Here is a 19755-nt window from a genome sequence, read left to right as displayed (position 1 = left end):
ATATGAAGTTGGTTGCCTGATATCTTGGAACGCAGCCCGCCGCAATGCGGCACGCCACGTACAAATGGGCCATCCTTGGTCAGGACGCAGGCAGGACAAGGCGCTCGATCGTTTGAATGTGGCGCGCAAGCAGGTTGCAGGCTTGATCGATGTTGCGCGCGCGCAGTGCTTGCAGAATCAGGCGGTGATCCTGATTGGGCCGCGGTCGCCACCCAGCCCTGCGCGCCATCGCGAACACCAGCCTAGAATTTGCAAGCTGCAAGCCACCAAGGCTGGCCAGCAGTCGCGGCATGGCACAGGGCGCCACGAGCGCGTGGTGAAAAGCGCGGTTCGCCGTTTCGAACTCCTGGAGCGTCTCGGCATTGTCTCCTTCAATTATAGCGAGCTCGATCCGCGCCAAATGGGCCGATGTGAGCCTTGGAGCTGCATTGCGTAACGCGACCACTTCTAGCGCGGCACGCATCTCGGCGATCTCTTTCACCGAATTGATATCGAGCGGGGCAACTCGAACGCCACGACGAGGTGCAGCAACGACAAGATGTTGAGCCTCAAGTTGCCGAAATGCCTCGCGCACCGGGACGTGGCTTGAATGGAATTCTCGCGCGACATGATCCTGGCGGAGTGGAGCATCCGGCTGCAGGGCGCCGGTGATAATGCGTTCGCCGATCGACTCGGCGATGCGGCCAGCTGTCGTCAAGTTCTCGCCATCAGTCATCATAGATTATCTATCAGAAAAACGAGTGCACTCGTGGGTGACCTCAGTTAGCATCAATCCAGAGCAGTAGTCATAGATAATTTTCCAGACTATCTATGATTTGACCGAGCGAGCTTATGGTTGATGTCTTGAGAGAACGGAGCGACAGCGGCAACAGCGCGCCGGTTCGCAATGATTGGAAGCGCGCCGATGCCGCGGCGCTCTATAATCTGCCGTTTGCAGATCTGATGTTTCAGGCGCAGAGCGTTCATCGCCTCAACTTCGATCCAAACCACATTGAAACCGCGAGCTTGCTCAGCATCAAGACCGGCGGTTGTCCTGAAGATTGTGGCTATTGCTCGCAGAGCGCGCACTACGACACCGGCCTGAAAGCCACGCGCCTCATCGATCGCGCCGACGTCGTCGCCACAGCGCAGCGCGCCAGGGACGCCGGCGCCACCCGATTCTGCATGGCCGCAGCTTGGCGCAGCCCTAAAGATCGCGATCTCGATCAGGTCTGCGACATGGTCAGCGCGGTCAAGGGACTTGGCCTGGAAACCTGCGTCACACTTGGCATGCTGACGCCGAAGCAGGCTGCACGGCTCGCCGACGCAGGACTCGATTTCTACAATCACAACGTCGATACCTCGCCGGAGTTCTACGGCAAGATCATCACCACCCGCACCCTGCAGGACCGTATCGAAACACTCGCGCATGTTCGCGATGCGGGCATCAAGATCTGCTGCGGCGGCATTCTGGGCATGGGCGAGCACGTCGAGGACCGCCTGGCGATGCTTGTTCTGCTCGCCAACTTGCCGAAACATCCGGAGAGCGTACCGATAAACGTGTGGAACGAGGTTCAGGGCGTTCCGGTGAATGAGACTGCAGAGCGTCCCGATCCGATCGCGATGGTGCGCCTGGTCGCTGCCGCCCGGATCATGATGCCGCGGAGCGTGGTGCGGTTGTCCGCAGGAAGGCAGTACATGACTGATGAACTCCAGGCGCTTTGCTTTCTGGCCGGTGCGAATTCGATCTTTATTGGCGATGTGCTGTTGACCACGAAGAATCCGCAGCGTGACCGAGACATGAATTTGTTGAGCCGGCTTGGCGTTGCATCTGGGCTTGCCTGAGTGAATCAGGCAGGCCTGCACGTTCTCCGCGAAACGGCAGTGTAGGTAAGAATGCAAATTACCTTGATGAAGGGCAGAATCCATCGGGCCTCGGTGACTGAAGCCGATTTGCACTATGAAGGCTCGGTCTCGATCGATCGTGCACTGCTCGACGCTGCTGGCATTGTGATCAACGAACGTATCGAGATTTATAACATCGAAACCGGAGCGCGCTTCGCAACCTATGTCGTCGAGGCGCCCCGAGGCTCTGGTGTCATTAGCTTGAACGGGGCGGCGGCGCGGCTCGCGTTGCCCGGCGACAAAGTGACCATAGTTGCATATGCCTCCTTTGATGAGGAGGAAGCAAAAACGTTCAAGCCACGGATTGTGCTGGTTGACCGAGAAAATCGCATCTTGCCGGGCTGAAAGCTACCATCGTCCAGTTTCGTTCTTGTAACCCTCAAAATCGCTTGGCACCTCTTTTGGCGGCCATGGTGAGCGATGAGTCCAATCCCTCATGAACCTTCATGCCTATGTGACCGCTTTGCATGACCTGAAAGAAGACGGCCGCCTGCGCGGCTTGAAGCCGCGCAGCGGCGCCGATTTTGCGTCGAACGATTACCTCGCCCTCGCAAGCGCGCCGCGGATGAAAAAGGCTCTTTTGGCGGGCCTCGAGGCTGGCACACCCATCGGAGCCGGAGGGTCGCGGCTTCTGCGGGGCAATTGTGAAGAGCATGAACATCTCGAAGCAGAAGCTGCCAGGTTCTTTAAAGCAGAGACGGCACTCTTCTTTGGCGGCGGTTATGCCGCAAATTTCGCTATCCTGACAACGCTGCCGCAGCGGGGCGATTTACTCGTTCTGGATTTTCTGGTGCACGCAAGCATTCATGAAGGTGCGCGTGCCGGTCGGGCCGAGTTTCGAGTGAGTGCCCATAATGATCCCCAGTCGGTCGAAAACATAATCCGCGACTGGCGGGCCAAGGGCGGAATGGGCCGCGTCTGGGTCGTAGTCGAAAGTCTTTACAGTATGGATGGCGATTTCGCGCCGCTTGAAAACCTGGTCGGGATCGCAGACCGCTACGATGCATTTCTCATCGTGGACGAGGCGCATGCCACAGGCGTCTACGGCGAGCAGGGGCGGGGGCTTACCGCGCCTTATGAGGGGCGCGAGAATCTTCTGGTCGTTCATACGTGCGGCAAGGCGCTCGGTGCCGCCGGGGCGCTGGTCACTGCGCCAGCTGTGCTGCGCGACTTCATGGTCAATCGCTGCCGCCCCTTCATCTTCGCCACCGCCCCCTCACCCTTGATGGCCCTCGCCGTGCGGGAAGCAGTGCTAATCCTGCAGCAGGAGCCCGAGCGTCAGCAGCGTCTGGCCAACCTTGTAACGTTTACACATCGGCAGATGCGTATCCGCGGCTGGCAAAATCCTTCGAGCTCGCAGATCGTGCCATATATCGTTGGCGACAATACGCGTGCAATGCAGATTGCCTCTGCACTGCAGGCTCGCGGTTTCGACATCCGCGGCATCCGTCCACCAACCGTGCCGGCTGGCACAGCTCGTCTTCGCATTTCACTGACGCTCAACGTCGCCGAGGAGGATGTGCTTGCAATGCTCGATGCTCTTGTCGAGGAGACAGCAAGTCAGGCTCCATGAACCGGCAAATCGTGTTGGCCGCTTACGGCCGTTTTCGAAAGGGTGGCCGAGCTCCTGCGAGCTATCGGAACCCCTTCATTCTGGTCTCGAAGGAGAGATCGGCATCAAGCTCGTCGCGCGGCTTGGCAATGTCGAGCCTTCATCGTTGCAAATCTCACATCACCTCTCGAGGTTTGCTCGTGCAAACGCACAGATCTGAGGCTTGATGGCATGAAAACCTTTGTATTGGCCTCATCGAGTGCCGAAATTCGGCAACAAGCGGCTCAATATTGGGCACGTTAGGCTTACGGTCCAGGCAATAAAGAACGCGAACATGAAAACTTCAGTCGAGGGCAAGGCGTTCAATGCTCGATGCGCGCGCTGAGAAGACGAGGGGGAGTAGCTTGATGAGTCAGCGGATCGTGGTGACCGGTACGGATACTGGTGTCGGGAAAACCGTGTTTTGCGCGGGGCTCGCCGATCTCCTGGGCGCCAGCTATTGGAAGCCGATTCAGGCCGGCCTCGAAGGGGAGACCGATACCGAGATCGTCGCAAGACTTGGCGGTCTGTCGGACGATCGCATCGTGCCGGAGCGTTACCGCCTCCCAACGCCTGCTTCGCCCCATCATTCTGCGGAAGTTGACGGAGTTCGCATCGACCCGGACTCGCTCAATGTGCCGGAGACCGCGGATCGGCCGCTCGTGATCGAGGGCGCCGGCGGGCTGATGGTGCCGCTCAGGGGCGATACGCTCTACATTGATGTCTTCGAGCGATGGCGGCTTCCAGTCGTTCTTTGCGCGCGTACAGCGCTTGGCACTATCAATCACTCGCTGCTGGCAATAGAGGCGCTGCGAAAGCGGGAGATTCGTATTCTTGGAATTGCCTTCATCGGGGAAAGAAATGCTGAAGCTCAGACCGCAATTCGCGAGATTGGGCGGGTACGTTGGTTGGGGCGTTTGCCCTGGCTTTCTTCCCTTACCTCCGACACGCTGCAGCCGGCGTTCAAGGCCTCATTCCGCCCTGACGATTTCAATCTGTAATGCCGAAGTCGATGTCGCCGATCTGGCATCCGTTCACACAACATGCGCTTCAACATGAGATGAAAAAGGTGGTGCGTGCTGATGGTGCCTACCTCTACACCGCAGATGGCTGCCGTATCGTAGATGCAATTTCATCCTGGTGGGTCGTGACGCACGGTCATTGCCATCCGCACATTGTGCGCGCCATTCAAGATCAGGCAAGCAAGCTCAACCAAGTGGTCTTTGCCGGCCATACCCATGATCCCGCTGAGGAGGTCGCTGCGCTACTCTTGAAGCTCGCGCCCCGAGGTCTTGACTACGTCTTCTTCTCTGACAGTGGGTCGACCAGTGTCGAGGTGGCCTTAAAGATGGCCCTCGGCTATTGGCACAATATCGGCGAACAGAGAATCCGCATTATCGTAATGCAGCATTCCTACCACGGCGATACGGTTGGGGCGATGTCGGTTGGTGCCCGAGGCGTGTTCAATGCGTCATATGGACCCCTGCTGTTCGACGTTAGATCAATCCCGTTCCCAGCGAAAGATCGTGAGCAGGCGACCCTCGATGCGCTAGAATCCGCTTGTCGAAACGAAATTCCGGCCGCCTTTATCGTGGAGCCGCTGATATCGGGGGCAGGCGGAATGCTGATGTACCCAGCCTGGGTGCTGAGGGAGATGAAGCGGATCTGCGAAGCCTCGGACGTCCTATTCATTGCGGACGAAGTCATGACGGGCTGGGGCCGGACTGGAACATTATTCGCCTGCGAGCAGGCCAATGTCACGCCCGACATCGTCTGCTATTCCAAGGGAATTACCGGGGGGGCGCTTCCACTCGCAGTGACACTCTGCCGCGCTAATATTTTCGATGCTCATTATTCGAAAGATCGCACGCGCACGTTCTTCCATTCGAGTTCATATACTGCGAACCCGGTGGCCTGCGCCGCGGCGAAGGCCAATCTGGACCTCTGGCAAGAGCCGGAAGTTCGTCAGCGCGTGGCGTCGGTCGCCATCATGCAAGAGCAGGCAATTGGGCCATTCCGCGCAGACGCCCGCTTTAGAAACGTCCGACGCCTGGGCACGATTGCCGCACTCGATCTGATAACGAGCGATGCGGGTTATCTCGCCGAGATCGCTCCGAAGCTCCAAGCTTTCTTTAGAGAGCGAAATCTGCTGCTGCGGCCGCTCGGCAATACGATTTACGTGATGCCTCCCTATTGCGTCACGGCGGCAGATCTTGATGAAATTTACGCTGGCATCAGGGAAGCCGCCGATGTGCTGGCCTGAAGCTCTTCAACCGTGAGCCGGGGCCCGAAGCCCTGATTCTAGTTGACCAGACAAACAGTCGCGACGGCACTATGCAAATCTACTTTAGTGCACATGATCAAAGCGGGTGCTGCAGTTACCACGCACCGCCTTTGGACATTCATCGCGTCGCGGATTTGCCGTGAAGAGGGCATCCCAATCCTCATGATGCTTGCGCAGCATCGCCACTCCTCAACATCGCAAAAGTAGCCAGCGCGTCGGCCTCCCGCGCGACCATGCCTGGGCTGCAACGTGGACGCGAGGCGGTGGCCGGGCGCGGTGTGCCAGCTACTCGCCTAAAGTGTCATGTTCACCTGGTGGGATGAATCCTGCGCGGTTCGACCGACATTCGCCGAACTTGTGCGTCGTTTGTCCTGTCTAGCAAGTTTACGGCAAGAAACGGTGATACCCTTGGGCTTCTGGTTCGCCAAGTTGGTCATTGGACGGAACTAACATGCAAGAGCTTGCAGCGAGGACGGAAAAGGGGCACTGGCACCGCTTAGGACGGCGCTGCCAGGCGCATCGCGGATCCCGTTCCTAATATCGTGCTGTTAGCCCGTGGTGCTCCCACGGGTTGTGCTCCAGCGCACTACCAAGCCGCATCTCCGCTCAATTGGGCGGCGGCCTAGTTCAATTCTTGCAGCTAATCATCACTAGGTGGCAAGCGAGAGCTCAGTTCTTCAGCGCGCTGGTCAAATCGCACCGACCATGTTCGCGCATGCACTGGAATGTGATGCAAGCCTCAACGATTGCGAATCGCTTTACCAGTAAAGCCAGTCTACTGGCGCTCACTGCAAGCGTCGAAGCTGCTCACGCGGGCAATGATGGTCGCCGATTTGACCTGGTTGCGTGCGAAGTGAAGCTGCCGGCAAAGCGGACTGCGAAGACGAACTCCGAAATTGCAGGCAGCGGCCGAACAGTCGCTCAGCTCTACCGTCAGAATCAGCAATTGATATTGATAGGATCTTACAGATTCTATCGCTGGGTGCTGTTGCGCGGGGCCGCGGCAATCAAGCCTTGCTCAAGATGCGCATCATGCACCAGACATTCGGCGCTCGGGCAGCCGGCACTCGAACTCATTCTCGCCGCGCTCACGGCTGCGGATGCGCATCACCCAACCAGCATCGTTCAAAAGTCGAGGTCGAGAATGTTAGCCGGTCAGGTCGTGCTCATTTGAAGGTGTGCTCGTCGGGGATCTAGAATGCCTAACTATGTTGCGTCGTACGATTTGAAGGAGACCAGTCCTGATCCGCACTCCGTTTTTTGAAGCGGGCCATAGCGTACGGCTGGAGTTGTTGGATTCTTGCCTCCAACAATGTGTGGTATCGGCTGCCGAACACGACCCTGGTTGGCGCATTTGATAACTTGGCCGTTGCTGAAATGAAACTCGAATCAGCCCGGGTGGCAACACAGAACGAGTTGGGGCGCGCGGTCACTATGAGCAAGTGGATCATCGTGGATTACGGATCCGTTCGGTTCAATTCTGATGAGCGGCAGAATGCCTAATATGGCCGCCGATGGGCTTTTGGCGACGGCCCAAAGCTCACCAAAAGCCCCGCTGATACCGTGAGCGATCGTATCGGGCCGCGTCAACGTTGCCATTTGGGAGCTTAAGGTTGAGCTCGCTCAAATCCCTCCGTTGGTTTTTGCGGAGGATCGGTTGCAAGGATTGATCGGTGTTGGAAGCTGCGATGTGCTCCAACCCGTGTGTACCCACTGCGTCACGAAGATGCGCAAGTTTCTTTGTTGTCAGCATTGACAGTTTCCTGTCGCCTTCTTTACGAAGCGATGGACGAGGGTAGCGGGCCAGCCGATCGGGATCTGAGATGAGTCAAAATGCGGAGACGCCCATTGAACGCATTACGATTCCAACCCTGCTCCGGTGGAAAAGAGAGGGCCGACGTTCCGTAATGACCACCGCTTACGACGCCGTCACGGCACGCATTGCCGACCGCGTCGCAGACATCATCCTAGTTGGCGACAGCGTCGGCAATGTCTGTCTCGGATTCGAAAACACGCTATCGGTCAGCGTGGCGATGATGAACCATCATCTTGAGGCGGTTGCGCGCACAAGGCCTCGTGCCTTGCTCGTGGCCGATATGCCCTATCTTAGCTTTCATGTCAGTCGAGAGGAGGCGATACGCAACGCTGGTGGCTTCCTGCAGCGTGGAGCAGATACCGTCAAATTGGAGGGCGGGGCCAAGCGTGCAGAAATGGTGCGCGCCTTGGTCGATTGCGAGATTCCTGTGATGGGCCATCTCGGCCTAACCCCTCAAAGTGTCAATGTCATGGGTGGTTTCAAGGTTCAGGGGCGGACAGCCGATGACGCTTTGCGCCTACTCGACGACGCCCAGCGTCTGCAGGAGGCCGGATGCTTTGCTCTGGTCTTGGAAGGAATTCCGGCCGAACTCGCTGCCAGAGCGACCGAATTCCTGACGATTCCGACAATTGGAATCGGAGCAGGTCCTGATTGTTCAGGCCAGGTACTCGTTCTCCACGATGTGCTGGGCCTAACTGAAGGCCGCCGCCCCAAATTCGTTCGCGCCTATGCGGATGGCTTCCACGTGTTAAAGGAGGCGCTGTCTCGCTGGGCCGCGGATGTCCGCAACGGTGCCTTCCCGGCATCCGAAGAGTCATATCGGCTTCCCGAGGATCTGGGCGATACGATCGCAAATTGGACGCCTTCCAACCCGACCTAATATAACGGGATCGCCAAGGTCAAAGACCGTAACCATCCGTTCGCCTGGCCGATCGCAAGCTCGCCCATTCTGCCCTGTCTCATCGAATGCATAGGAGGTGCGCCCAGAGCGGCATTTGATCTGCTCCGCACGCTTCTCTGAAGAGCAGAAGGTGCCGCGGTCTCGCCAAATAGCCGTAAGATCTACATCTCACCCGGCTCATAGCCCGGATGACAGCAACTGCAGGCGGAAAGGACATCGTTCGCTTTAAGCGAGGCGGCACTCACCACACAAGGCAACGCAGCCATACGCCCTCCTGCCGGCCCAATGTGTTGATTTGCGTCCAAAATGCGGGCCAAGTCGCGGAATTTCACAGTTAACGGGCTGTTCATTGCATGAATTAAGATTGAAGTATCGCTAGGGTCAGCAGTCACGGCAAGCCACCGATTGAACGTGCGGTTTTCGCCAAGGAGGACGCATCGGATTCGGACGCTTGCGGCAACCGTCCGTCGCGAGACGGGCACGTCGAACCGCAGTCCGGTGATGCGGTGGAGGAAATGCAGGGGGAGGGGGCATCTAGGTAACGCCGACGGGAGGCGAGAATGAACGACAGACCCTATAGTTCCCAGCACTGCTCAGTGCAGTGCTGCGCAATGTGCGGTCGGGGATTTGGCCTCATCCGCTATTATCACTGGCGAACGGCCCTATGCTCCAAGAAATGCGTGGTTCGTTTCAAAGAGCGGCAGGAGGCCGACCATAACTGGCTCCGTGCGATTGCGAACGGCTAAAGGCGAGATCAGGCCGCTGTATCCACTCGGCCAAGCAGCCTCTCTCGCAATCCAGGAGATCGGGGAACTCATCAGCTGGATCTCGAACATCTCCACTCAAGCTGCCGATCAATGTCGCTGTTTGGAGCGATTGACGCGAAGCTACTGCAGCGTCGTCACCCAGATCACGCGCGCCGCCTGCTGTGTCGGGTTGTCGAACATGTGCGGCACGATGCTTGGAAAGCGAAAGCTGTCGCCGGCCTCCAGCAGATGGGCTTGATTGTCGAGCCACAGCCGCAGGCTGCCCGAGAGAATATAGCCGGCCTTCTCGCCGGTGTGTTGCAGGAAGTCGGTGCCGGAGGAGGCGCCGGGGTTGAGCGTGAGCTGGTAGAGCTCGAGCTGGCCCTTGCCGTCGGGCGTGAGCGCTTCCTTGACCACGCCGCTGGCGGTGAGCCGCAGCAGCCGCCGGTTATTCTTGCGCACGATGTAGCGCTGCCCATCAGCGGGATCGCTGCTCTCGAAAAAATAGGAGATGGGCACATCGAGCACGATGCTGAGCAGGCGTAGCGTGCGGATCGACGGCATGACGCGCGCGCGTTCGAGTTGGCTGATCATGCCGGTGGACAGGCCAGTCTTGTTGGCGACGTCCTGGATCGAGAGGCCGGCGCGCTGACGCAGTAGCCGCACAGTCTCGCCGAGGCGCTGGTCGACCGCATCGTCGGCTTCGATCGCCGGGGTGTCCTTCGAATCCTTCGTATCGCCGCGACCATTCATGTCGCTCTCCCATGCGTCATCTCAGCCACAGCGGTGCGGGCTTCGGTCGGAGTGAAAAGGTTGCGCATCCTACCATGTGACTGCCAGCTATATTTCGTCATGACGAAATTTGGGCTGGAGAAATCTAGAAGGAAAGCCAACCTCCGTCGTGCTGCCGGTTCTTAGAGGGCCGGGAGGCGGCGCCGCGCCCCATAATGAAGAGTGAGTCGCGGCAGAAGACGGTCAAGTCCGGCGTTGGCACACTGCAGCTTCCGGATGGCCGGCAATTCTTCCAGCTCGGCGTGCGCGCAGCGGCGAGGTGGACTGTTTCGGTAACCGCCTTTGGCCCAGGGCGACCAGTTCTCGTGCCGAAGGCGAAATTCTAGCGATCACGGTCGCATTCCGCTCCTCAACCAGTTGCGATTTCAAGCGTGGATTGCTGCCGATCCATTCTATGTCACTGACAAGCTGCAGCCGGTCAGATCAACCACAAGGACGCTTGCAGAAATAATACCTCTTCGACAGTGATCGCCAGCACGGTCACATCTTTCGATAAGGCACGGATATGGCCCAAAATGTCCCGTTCGATTCGTTCATCAAGCGCGGGGCTGCTTCATGGGAAGGACCGGCGGATTGCCATAGCGGTCGAGTGGGAGCCATCATAGATGCGTCAGTCGACCAGTGTTATGCTTGCGCGGCAAGCTGATCAGCGGCCTGCCGTTTTGCAGGCGCTGGCTCCCATGCATCCGAGTTCAATATACCCGCCGGCCAGCGGAGCTTTCTGACGGCCCGCAGTTCCTCTCCTGAATCATCGTTCTTCGACGTTACCCAATCTTACCCAACCCTGGTTCGAAAAGCCGGTTACGACGTAAGAATGAGGGCTACCCTTCTTGCCACTGCGGCCTTTCGGAAGAGGAGGGGCGCGTGGTTTACGGGCCAAAGAGCCCATCGGAGGGAATCATGTCAAGGAAGCTCGCCGCTGGTCGCGGCCATTCGGCCAATTTTGCCGGAAAAACGCTCATATGTTCCACGCTTTTGGCCGGGTTGGCCATAACGTTTGCTCAAGCCAAGGCAGACGACGTCAACTGGCGGCAGTTCGAAGGTGCGTCGATCGTCTGGGCCTACGACATCCATCCGTATGCCGACGCCGTCGCGGTCCAATTGCCTGAGTTCGAGAAGCTCACGGGCATCAAGGTAACGCCGGAGCTTTATCCAGACGACGCCTATTGGAATAAGCTGACCATCCAACTCAGCACAAAGTCACCAAGCTGGGACGTCGTTGGCACCGGGATTCAACCCGCTTGGGATCTCGCGCCGGGCCAGTTGCTTGAGCCGCTCGATGGTTATCTGAACGATCCCAAACTCACCGCTGTCAGCTATGATTACAACGACTTCTTCCCTGCCCTGCGGGATGCGCTGACCTGGAGAGTTAAGGAGGGACAGATCGAGCCCGGAAGCGGGCAAGTGTGGGCGATCCCGCATGGCTTTGAGAACATCCAACTGTTCTATCGTAAGGACATCCTTGACAAGTTCGGCCTCAAGGTCCCGACAACCCCGCCGGAAATGTCCGCGACATGCGAGAAGCTGAAGGCTTCGGACCGCGCGATTACACCTTTGGGTGTTCGCGGAGTGCGCTTTTGGAGCAGCATCCACACCGCCGCGATCTCAATTGCCAAATCCTATGGAGTGCACGATTTCCTCCTCAAGGATGGCAAGCTCGAGACAGGTCTGGACTCACCAGAGTCGATCGCGTTCCACAATGACTATGTGGACATGATCAGGAAATGTGCGGCACCGTCCTTTGCCAACGACAACTGGTATCAGGTGGTCGATGGCATCAACTCAGGACGAATAGCGATGGCAATCGATTCCAACATGTTCGGTTTTTGGAACGACGTAGCCGGCAAGCCGGCCTCGGGGAAGATCGCCTTCGCACCGCCCTTGCGTGCTCCGAACAGCAATAATTTTGAATCCAACATCTGGGTCTGGTCGCTCGCGATGAACGCCGCTTCGCAGAAGAAAGGTGCAGCCTGGCTGTTCATCCAATGGGCAACGTCAAAGCAGGTCGAGCTGACCGGTGCCATTTCCGGCAAGCTTGTCAACTCTCCGCGCGCCTCCACCTGGACTGACAAGGCCTGGCTCGATTACGCGGCCAAGCCTGAATTCAACAATTTCGTGGACACGTTCAAAGCTGTGCAGGAGAGGGCTGCATTAGCCTTTACGCCCCGGGTCGGCTTTGCTGAAGCAATGAATGCTTGGGCGGTTGCCATGCAGAAGATGGTCAACGGAGCCGATGTGAAGGCGACCCTCGCCGACCTCGCATCAGAGATCCGTTCTTCAATGTAAAGCACAAGCAGGGGCGGCAGTGCCAATGCCGCCTCTCGCCCTCTAGAGAAAATGCGATGGACCTCCGCGGATCCGACGGGATTGCCAGACTGCAGTCTTCGACCAGTCAACTCGCCTCGGCAAAACATCAGATGGCGACTGGCCTTGAGGAGCCGCGTCTCGACTGGTGGAGCATTGCTGCGATCGCTCCAGCTATCACCATATTGCTCGGGTTTCTTTTCTTGTTCTTCTATGGTGTCTATCAATCTCTGACTGATCTCAAACTTGGGCGGCCGCTGGTCCGCTTCATTGGCCTCGACAACTATGTAACTCTGGTCAATACGCCAGATTTTTGGAATAGCGTCCGCGCCACCATTGTTTACGCCGGATCGGCAGTGGTTGTGCAAGCCGCGTTTGGTCTTGCACTTGCTAAGCTCTTCGCCACGGACGTCTTTCTTGCGCGTCTGATGCGCCCCATCATTCTCCTGCCCCTCGTCCTGCCTCCGATGAGCGTCGCGCTGATGTGGACGACGATGATGGACCCACAGAGCGGGATCATGAACTATTTGCTGTCGCTGGCCGGCATCAGTCGTTTTGCTTGGATCTCAGACCCTGCGACCGCAATGTTTTCGCTCGTCTTGATCGATGTCTGGACTTACACGCCGTTCTTCGCGCTGATCATTTTTGCCGGACTGCAGGGTATAAATGATGAGGTGAGGGAGGCGGCGCGCGTCAATGGAGCCAAGGGATGGGCAACCTTTCTGCACATCGAGCTGCCGCTCGTCGCTCCCTACATCCTGATCGCCTCAGTGTTTCGGTTGATCGAATCCCTTAATCAATTCGACATCATCTTCGGCACAACGCAAGGAGGACCCGGCAACAGTACCGCCGTGCTCTCAGTGCGCGCCTACATCACTGCATTCCAGAATCTCGCCTTCGGGCGTGGGGCTGCCATTATGGTGGCCAATTGGATGGTCGTGTTGGTCGGGACATTCGCCGCTGTCAAGCTGTGGCGCTTCGTTCGGCAGCGCGTCAGCTGAGAGGAACACATGCGCTTCAAACGTTCAGCCGCCGCCAATCTGGTCCTAAACGTCCTCGTCGGTATATGCGCATTGATCCTGGCATTTCCTCTTGTCTGGATTGTGATGATGTCGCTCAAGCAGCAGGCGGAGGTCATGGCTTGGCCACCAAGCTTCGTGTTCTCGCCGACATTGGACAACTTCCGTGTCTTGTTTGATGTGGCGCAGGCGGGTGCGACGAGCTACGGCACCATAAAAGTCGACTTCCTTACCCCAATCACGAACAGTGTCGTAATAGCGCTCGGCTCCGTTGCCGTCTCCTTAGCGGTGGGGGTTCCTGCGGGATACGTTCTGGCGAGGCGCGATCTACCCTGCAAGGAAGACATCGCCTTCTTCATTCTTGGATTCCGCTTTGCGCCGGTGCTGCTGGTCGTCATCCCACTCTTCAGCGTGCTCCAGACGATCGGACTGTATGACACTTATCTCGGCATGATCTGGGTCTACCAGGTCATCACGCTGCCGATGATTGTTTGGCTGAGCCGCTCCTACATAGAAGACATCCCAAAGGATATCGAGGAGGCGGCGGCGATGGATGGCGCCAAACCCTTTCGGGTCATGTTGCACATCGTGCTGCCGCTCTTAAAGCCCGGCTTGATCGGTGCCTCGTTGCTCATCTTTCTGCTTGCCTGGCACAACTTCGCGCTCGGTCTTATGCTCAGCTCGACCAAGGCGCCGGTGACTGTGGCCCTTCTTAAACTGCTCAACCCAGGCGTACAATTCTACCCTGTCATGGCCGCGGGCCTGGTCGTGACAATGGTCATTCCCGTCATTCTGATCGTTATCGGCCAGCGTCACCTCGAACGTGGCCTTACCTTCGGTGCGGTAAAATGAGTGTCAGGCCATTAATGTTCTTTGGAACAACAAATCTCGATCTCTGCTTCGCTGTCGATCGACTGCCAACCCCAGGTGAAAGCCTGATGGGCACGTTGACCCGCAACCCTGGAGGAAAAGGTGCCAATCAGGCCGTTGCCGCCGCCCGGCTCGGGCTCAAGCCTCACTTCTACACGCGGCTTGGCGCCGATGAGGCCGGTCACACCCTGTTGCGGTCGCTGTGCGAAGCCGGCGTTTGCGCGGATGCGATTGATATCTGTGCCGGCGAGATTTCGGGGTCGGCCATGGTTATGGTCGGTGACGACGGCTCCAACATGATTGTGATCGACCCTGCCGCAAATCTGAACGTGACGCCAGATATGATCGAGAGCGCGGCGCAGTTCATAGAGCCCGATACCATCGTCGTTGCGGAAATGGAGTATGCCGATCAGAGCGCTCAATCGGCTCTTCGAGATGAAGCCCGAGAAGGGTTTTGAGCTCATCTTCAATCCGGCGCCGGTGCGGCCGGGGCTTTCGTCGGCGGCCTGGCGAAATGTCGATTTCGTGACGCCGAATCAGACGGAAGCTTTCGAGCTGACGGGAATCGAGGTGTACGATTTCGACAGTGCCGCGCACGCTGCCATGAGGCTTGTTGATCTCGGACCAAGTGCCGCGCTGATCACCCTTGGTGCACAGGGCGTATACTATGCCGATACGGAAACCTCATTTTCGCTGCGGGCCTTCCCTGTCAAGGTGATCGATACGACCGCCGCGGGAGATGCCTTCAATGGAGCGTTCGCCGCATCATTGGCCCAGCGGCTGCCTCTAAGGCAAGCAGTGAGAAGGGCGCTAGCCGTAGCCTCGCTTTGTGTGACGCGGCGCGGCGCCCAAAGCTCCATGCCTAACGCGGAGGCAGTTGACGAGTTTCTGAAGTCCCAAACGATCTTGGAGTTGGAATGACTGAACAGTTCTCAGTATCAGATAGAACCGTGCTCGTGACGGGAGCCGGAGGCGGCATCGGGTCTGCCATTGTGAATGCATTTCGGGCAGGAGGGGCGAACGTCCTTGCCACCGACAGCAACCTGGCAAACCTCAGGAACACGTTGGCAAGCTTGCCCTATGGCAACGGCGTCGTGCCCATGGCAATGGATGTGGCGCGCGAGGAAGATGTCACCAGGGTTCTCGATGAGATTGGCAAGAACTTCGGCCGGCTCGACGTGCTGGTCAACAATGCCGGCATCAAATCTGCCCAGCCGCTCTTGAACGGCAGCACCGCAAAGATTGAGCGCACGATCCAGATCAACTCGATAGCCGTTTTGCGATGCTCGAAACTGGCGATCGAGCGTTTCATGCAAGCCAAGGGGGGGCGGATCGTCAACGTCGGCTCCTCGCTGTCCGCACAGGGGGCAGTCTTCAACTACCAGGCCGGCGGCGCCGACTATTGCTTGTCTAAGGCAATCGTTCACGACGTGACCAAGCTGCTTGCCTATGAATGCGCGCCCCTCAACATCAATGTGAACGCAATCGCGCCCGGAATCATCGATACGCCGATGCATGGACGCCCGCGTGAGGAGACTGAAGCTCGCCATAGCGGCCGGATCCCCTTGGGACGGGTCGGGGTGCCGGAGGATATCGCGGGTCTTGCGGTCTTTCTCGCAAGCCCTGCAGCTTCCTACATGACCGGGCAGATCGTTCACGTGAATGGCGGGATGCTGATGAATGGCTGACGCGGACCCTCACATCAAATGGAAGGGATCATTTCGGATCTGGATGGCGTGGTCTATCGCGGGAGTGCTGCGATCGTCGATGCTGTCCAGGTATTTAAGCAATGGCAGGCGTCGGCGTTGCCGTTCTGCTTCGTGACAAACAATTCAACGCACACGCCAGAGGACATCGTCCGCAAACTGGCGGCGGTAGGCCTTGCCATAGCGCCAACTGACGTTGTTACGAGCGCTATTGCTGCCGCCGAACTCCTCCGCACGAAATATCCTGATTTTGGGCGTGTATTTGTGATCGGCGCCCCATCCCTGGTGAAGGCTGTCGTCGACGTGGGGTTCGAAGTGACCGATCAGAAGCCTGATGCCGTGGTCATGGGGCTAGACCGCCAGATCACGCATGAAAAGATGCGCATTGCAGTCGAAGCGATCCTGAACGGAGCGGTGTTCGTCGGTACCAACCCTGATCTCCTGTTGCCGACCGCGGGCGGTTTCGAGCCGGGTGCAGGCGCAGCGATCACGGCCGTGGCTGCTGCCTCGAAAGTCGAGCCCCTGATCGTTGGTAAGCCGGAGCCGCACATGATCGAGACGGCACTTGCGCGTCTAGGCACCGATCGCAATGCCACATTGATGATTGGCGACCAGATCTCGACGGACATTCAGGCCGGCAAGCGTGCGGGGCTACCGACAGCGCTGGTGACCACCGGCGTGCCACCTGGAGACGATCCATCACTGATGCCGCCCGAATTCGTCGTGTCCAGTCTGGCTGAGATCGAGGTGGCGCCCGCGTTGCTTGGCAGCTCGCGACGGAGGAGAGGGTGATGGCTAATCTTCGCCTGGAAGGCGTGAATAAATCCTACGGGACGATCCAGATCCTGCGGAATATCGACCTGACCATCGATCATGGCGAGTTCGTCGTCTTCGTCGGGCCATCAGGCTCGGGCAAGTCGACGCTGCTACGAATGATCGGAGGGTTGGAGCGCATCAGCGGCGGTCGGCTCTTGATCGATAACGAAGTCGTGAACGATGTTGACGCGGCCGATCGTAACCTCGGCATGGTTTTTCAGAGCTACGCTCTCTATCCGCACATGACGGTGCGGGAAAATCTCGCCTTTCCCCTGCGCATGGCCAGGGCCGCGAGGGCCGAGATTAATACCAGGGTCGCTGAGACGGCCTCGCTGTTGCAGATCAATCATCTGTTGGATCGTAAACCTCGACAACTCTCAGGGGGACAGCGCCAGCGCGTGGCGATCGGACGCGCGATTGTGCGCGAGCCTAAGGTGTTCCTGTTCGATGAGCCCCTGTCGAACCTTGATACGGAATTGCGAGTGCAGATGCGGGTCCAGATTGCCAAGCTGCACAAGCAGCTTGGCAATACCATGATCTATGTGACGCACGACCAGGTCGAGGCCATGACGATGGCCGACAAGATCGTCGTGCTGAAGGACGGCAATATCGAGCAAGTGGGAAGCCCGCATGATCTCTACCACAATCCGTCATCCCGGTTTGTGGCGGGATTCATTGGCTCACCCAAGATGAATTTTCTGAACGGCCACATTGAGGCGGCACACGAGGCTGGCCTGGACATCAAATTGGAAGCGGGGACAACGGTCTGCGTGCCCGTTCAGCCGGATCAACTGCTCGTCGGCGAGCCGATCACGCTCGGAATTCGGCCCGATGATTTCTCCCCCTCCTCGGCGGAGAGGAAGGAGATCGTGATTGAAGTCGACGTCGATTTTGTCGAGCATCTCGGCAGCATCACATACATCTACGGCAACGCCAGAAACGAATCAGTGGTTGCAAAGGCGCCGAAGGCCGGATCGCCCGAGGGGGTCGGCAAGGTTCGTCTTGCAGCCTCGCCCGCCGACTGCCACCTCTTTATGACCAATGGAAAGTCGCTGCGAAGGTTGCACGCGCCCGCAAATTGGAGCTAATTTTCGGACCTGCCGTGCAGGAGGCGGGACCGGTATGCACACGCGGACGGACCAGGTAAGGGGCGACGGCATCAGGCAGTTCTTCCGGAACTCCCGTTCCTTTGTGCTGGGAGCGGGAATCGGATCGGGCATGACCGCGAGAGCGGCCGAACGCGCGGGCGCAGATTTCGTGCTCGCACTTAATGCCGGTCGGTTTCGAGCGATGGGCGGATCGTCACCGGCCTCAATTCTTCCGATCCGAAACTGCAACGAATTCGTGGCCGGCTTCGGCCGGACCGAGATCCTGACCAGTACGAAATTGCCGGTGTTTGTTGGGGTTTGTACTTTCGATCCGCGGCTCGACATCGACCGGTGGCTCGAGCGCATCATTAGCTGGGGCTTTTCCGGGGTCACCAACTTCCCATCCGTTATCCACATCGATGACTACAGGAGGTCACTGCTTGAGAAGTGCGGCCTTGGCTACGAGCGGGAAATCGAGCTCCTGGTGAAGGCGGCAAAACGCGGACTAATGACGATCGCCTATACCCGCACCAGATCCGAGGCAAAGCGCATGGTCGAAGCGGGCACTGAGGCCATCTGTATCAACTTCAATCTTAACCGGAGCATCGAAGACGGATCTGACCCATCGATGAGTCTTGCGGAGCTCGCCGCGCGCACCAGCGCAGTTGCGCGCGTCGCACAGTCTTTCAACAAAAACGTGGTCTGCCTGCTTGGGGGCGGGCCGGTAACCAAACCCGACGAACTCTTGGGAATCTGCCGCGACACGGGTGTCCAGGGTTTTATCGGCGGCTCTTCGCTCGACCGCGTCCCACTAGAAATGTCGGTCCTGGAAGTGACGTCGGGGTTCAAAACTATTCACTTGTTGCGCGAGAAGGTAGACCTCTTGGAGCGCCAGCTTCAGTTGAGTGGATTTAGACATGGTGTGATCGCGCAGTCCTCAGTCATGAAGCGTACCCTGGAGTCCGCAAGACGTCTGGGCGCCAGCTCCCATCCTGTGCTGGTTTGGGGCGAGGCGGGATCAGGGAAGCGCAGGATAGCGAGCCTTGTTCATGCTTTCAGCGACCGGAAGCACGTGAAGGCGGCGGTATTTCACTGTCGTCCGGGTCCCGCAATCGCTACCGTGGGTGCGCTGTTCGGCGCCGAGCGCGATGAGAACACGAAGCGCCAACTGTCGCTCCTGGAAACGTCGAGTAATACTGCCGTCTTGCTGCTGCATGTCGATCAGCTTTCGCGGGACGCGCAGGAGCGTCTCGCCGATTATCTCGAGACTGGCACTTTCACGCTTCTAAACGGCCTAACGGTTTTGCGATCAACTGCTCGGATCATTGCAACCGCGACCGTTGCCCGCGGAGCAGGTCTTCAAAGCGTCATCTGTCCCCGGCTTCTCGCCTTGTTTGCTGGGCTAGACATCGAGATGCCCGCTTTGCCGGACCGCCTGGAGGATCTTCCGCAGCTCATTCAGCATTTCACGGCGGAGGCGAAAGGAGATTCAAACGCGCAAATGCTCGGAATGGAAAATTCTGCATTCCTGGCGCTCGCCGGCCATCATTGGCCTGGCAACCTGAGGGAATTGCGCCAGATCGTCAATCAGCTCGTGACACTGTCAGACACCCACATCACGTCTGAGGTCCTAAGGCCGTTCTTGAACACGTCGCCACCCACCAAGCCGACAGCTCCATTCTCAGAACGCGAGTGGATCATCGAGGGCTTGAAACGAAACAGGCTTCACCGCGGAAAGACCGCCCGCTCTCTGGGGCTTTCAAGAAAAACCCTCTACAACAAGATCAAGAAGCTGCGGATACTGGAGTAGGCTGCCGCGGTGCCGGAAGCACAGCGACGGTGACGCCAGCATCTACAACTGGAGAGCCAAATTTGGCACGAAGACCGCTTTTTGCACAGGGCTTACGGCATGTTGATCCACTGTTTCGTCATCACTGT

At 58.1% G+C, this 19755-nt stretch carries 16 protein-coding genes and 1 pseudogene; 15 read left to right on the top strand and 2 right to left on the bottom strand.

Annotation, left to right across the window (positions count from 1 at the left end):
* Nucleotides 1–79: 79 nt before the first annotated feature.
* On the bottom strand, nt 80–718 hold the full coding sequence (locus ACVWYQ_RS15940) for a GntR family transcriptional regulator (protein WP_456725900.1): 639 nt from the start codon (nt 716–718) through the stop codon (nt 80–82).
* Between the two features lie 113 nt (nt 719–831).
* Between ACVWYQ_RS15940 and bioB the strand changes: the two genes are divergently transcribed.
* The 7 genes from bioB (at nt 832) to panB (ending at nt 8455) form a co-directional block, all read left to right on the top strand.
* Nucleotides 832–1824, top strand: a complete 993-nt coding sequence (gene bioB / locus ACVWYQ_RS15935; RefSeq protein WP_456725899.1) for a biotin synthase BioB — start codon at nt 832–834, stop codon at nt 1822–1824.
* Nucleotides 1825–1875: 51 nt separating this feature from the next.
* Nucleotides 1876–2229, top strand: a complete 354-nt coding sequence (panD, locus tag ACVWYQ_RS15930) for an aspartate 1-decarboxylase (protein WP_456725898.1) — start codon at nt 1876–1878, stop codon at nt 2227–2229.
* Nucleotides 2230–2320: 91 nt separating this feature from the next.
* Nucleotides 2321–3457 (top strand): 8-amino-7-oxononanoate synthase, encoded by a 1137-nt coding sequence (locus ACVWYQ_RS15925; RefSeq protein ID WP_456725897.1) that lies wholly within the window; start codon nt 2321–2323, stop codon nt 3455–3457.
* A gap of 386 nt (nt 3458–3843) precedes the next feature.
* On the top strand, nt 3844–4476 hold the full coding sequence (bioD, locus tag ACVWYQ_RS15920; RefSeq protein WP_456725896.1) for a dethiobiotin synthase: 633 nt from the start codon (nt 3844–3846) through the stop codon (nt 4474–4476).
* The gene (locus ACVWYQ_RS15915; RefSeq protein ID WP_456725895.1) at nt 4476–5738 is read left to right on the top strand and encodes an adenosylmethionine--8-amino-7-oxononanoate transaminase; all 1263 of its coding nucleotides are present in this window, start codon (nt 4476–4478) and stop codon (nt 5736–5738) included. The genes bioD and ACVWYQ_RS15915 overlap by 1 nt, the downstream gene beginning before the upstream one ends.
* A gap of 736 nt (nt 5739–6474) precedes the next feature.
* Nucleotides 6475–6933, top strand: a complete 459-nt coding sequence (locus ACVWYQ_RS15910; protein WP_456725894.1) for a methyl-accepting chemotaxis protein — start codon at nt 6475–6477, stop codon at nt 6931–6933.
* A gap of 649 nt (nt 6934–7582) precedes the next feature.
* Entirely contained in the window at nt 7583–8455 is an 873-nt protein-coding gene (gene panB / locus ACVWYQ_RS15905; RefSeq protein ID WP_456725893.1) for a 3-methyl-2-oxobutanoate hydroxymethyltransferase, read from the top strand.
* 908 nt (nt 8456–9363) lie between these two features.
* Here the strand turns inward: panB and ACVWYQ_RS15900 are convergent.
* Nucleotides 9364–9975, bottom strand: coding sequence for a cupin domain-containing protein (locus tag ACVWYQ_RS15900; protein ID WP_456725892.1), 612 nt, complete (start codon nt 9973–9975; stop codon nt 9364–9366).
* A 939-nt stretch (nt 9976–10914) separates the two neighbouring features.
* Here ACVWYQ_RS15900 and ACVWYQ_RS15895 point away from each other — a divergent pair.
* The 8 genes and pseudogenes from ACVWYQ_RS15895 to ACVWYQ_RS15860 all read left to right on the top strand — a co-directional run bounded on the left by ACVWYQ_RS15895 (nt 10915) and on the right by ACVWYQ_RS15860 (nt 19627).
* A complete protein-coding gene (locus tag ACVWYQ_RS15895) occupies nt 10915–12300 on the top strand; it encodes an extracellular solute-binding protein (protein ID WP_456725891.1) in 1386 nt (461 codons plus the stop codon).
* 56 nt (nt 12301–12356) lie between these two features.
* Entirely contained in the window at nt 12357–13319 is a 963-nt protein-coding gene (locus ACVWYQ_RS15890) for a carbohydrate ABC transporter permease (protein WP_456725890.1), read from the top strand.
* A 9-nt stretch (nt 13320–13328) separates the two neighbouring features.
* Nucleotides 13329–14189 (top strand): carbohydrate ABC transporter permease, encoded by an 861-nt coding sequence (locus tag ACVWYQ_RS15885; RefSeq protein WP_157286210.1) that lies wholly within the window; start codon nt 13329–13331, stop codon nt 14187–14189.
* Nucleotides 14186–15128, top strand: a pseudogene (locus tag ACVWYQ_RS15880) (ribokinase). The gene ACVWYQ_RS15885 and the pseudogene ACVWYQ_RS15880 overlap by 4 nt, the downstream one beginning before the upstream one ends.
* Nucleotides 15125–15895, top strand: coding sequence for an SDR family NAD(P)-dependent oxidoreductase (locus ACVWYQ_RS15875; protein ID WP_260380550.1), 771 nt, complete (start codon nt 15125–15127; stop codon nt 15893–15895). The pseudogene ACVWYQ_RS15880 and the gene ACVWYQ_RS15875 overlap by 4 nt, the downstream one beginning before the upstream one ends.
* 18 nt (nt 15896–15913) lie before the next feature.
* On the top strand, nt 15914–16705 hold the full coding sequence (locus ACVWYQ_RS15870) for an HAD-IIA family hydrolase (RefSeq protein ID WP_456725889.1): 792 nt from the start codon (nt 15914–15916) through the stop codon (nt 16703–16705).
* Entirely contained in the window at nt 16705–17817 is a 1113-nt protein-coding gene (locus ACVWYQ_RS15865; protein ID WP_456725888.1) for an ABC transporter ATP-binding protein, read from the top strand. Before ACVWYQ_RS15870 ends, ACVWYQ_RS15865 begins: the two co-directional genes overlap by 1 nt.
* Nucleotides 17771–19627: a phosphoenolpyruvate hydrolase family protein gene (locus ACVWYQ_RS15860; RefSeq protein WP_456725887.1), complete on the top strand. Its 1857-nt coding sequence runs from the start codon at nt 17771–17773 to the stop codon at nt 19625–19627. Before ACVWYQ_RS15865 ends, ACVWYQ_RS15860 begins: the two co-directional genes overlap by 47 nt.
* Nucleotides 19628–19755 lie beyond the last annotated feature (128 nt).

The sequence above is a fragment of the Bradyrhizobium sp. USDA 3397 genome (assembly GCF_054060965.1).
Note: the sequence above shows the minus strand (reverse complement) of the source record. Positions and strands in the feature narration are given on the sequence as shown.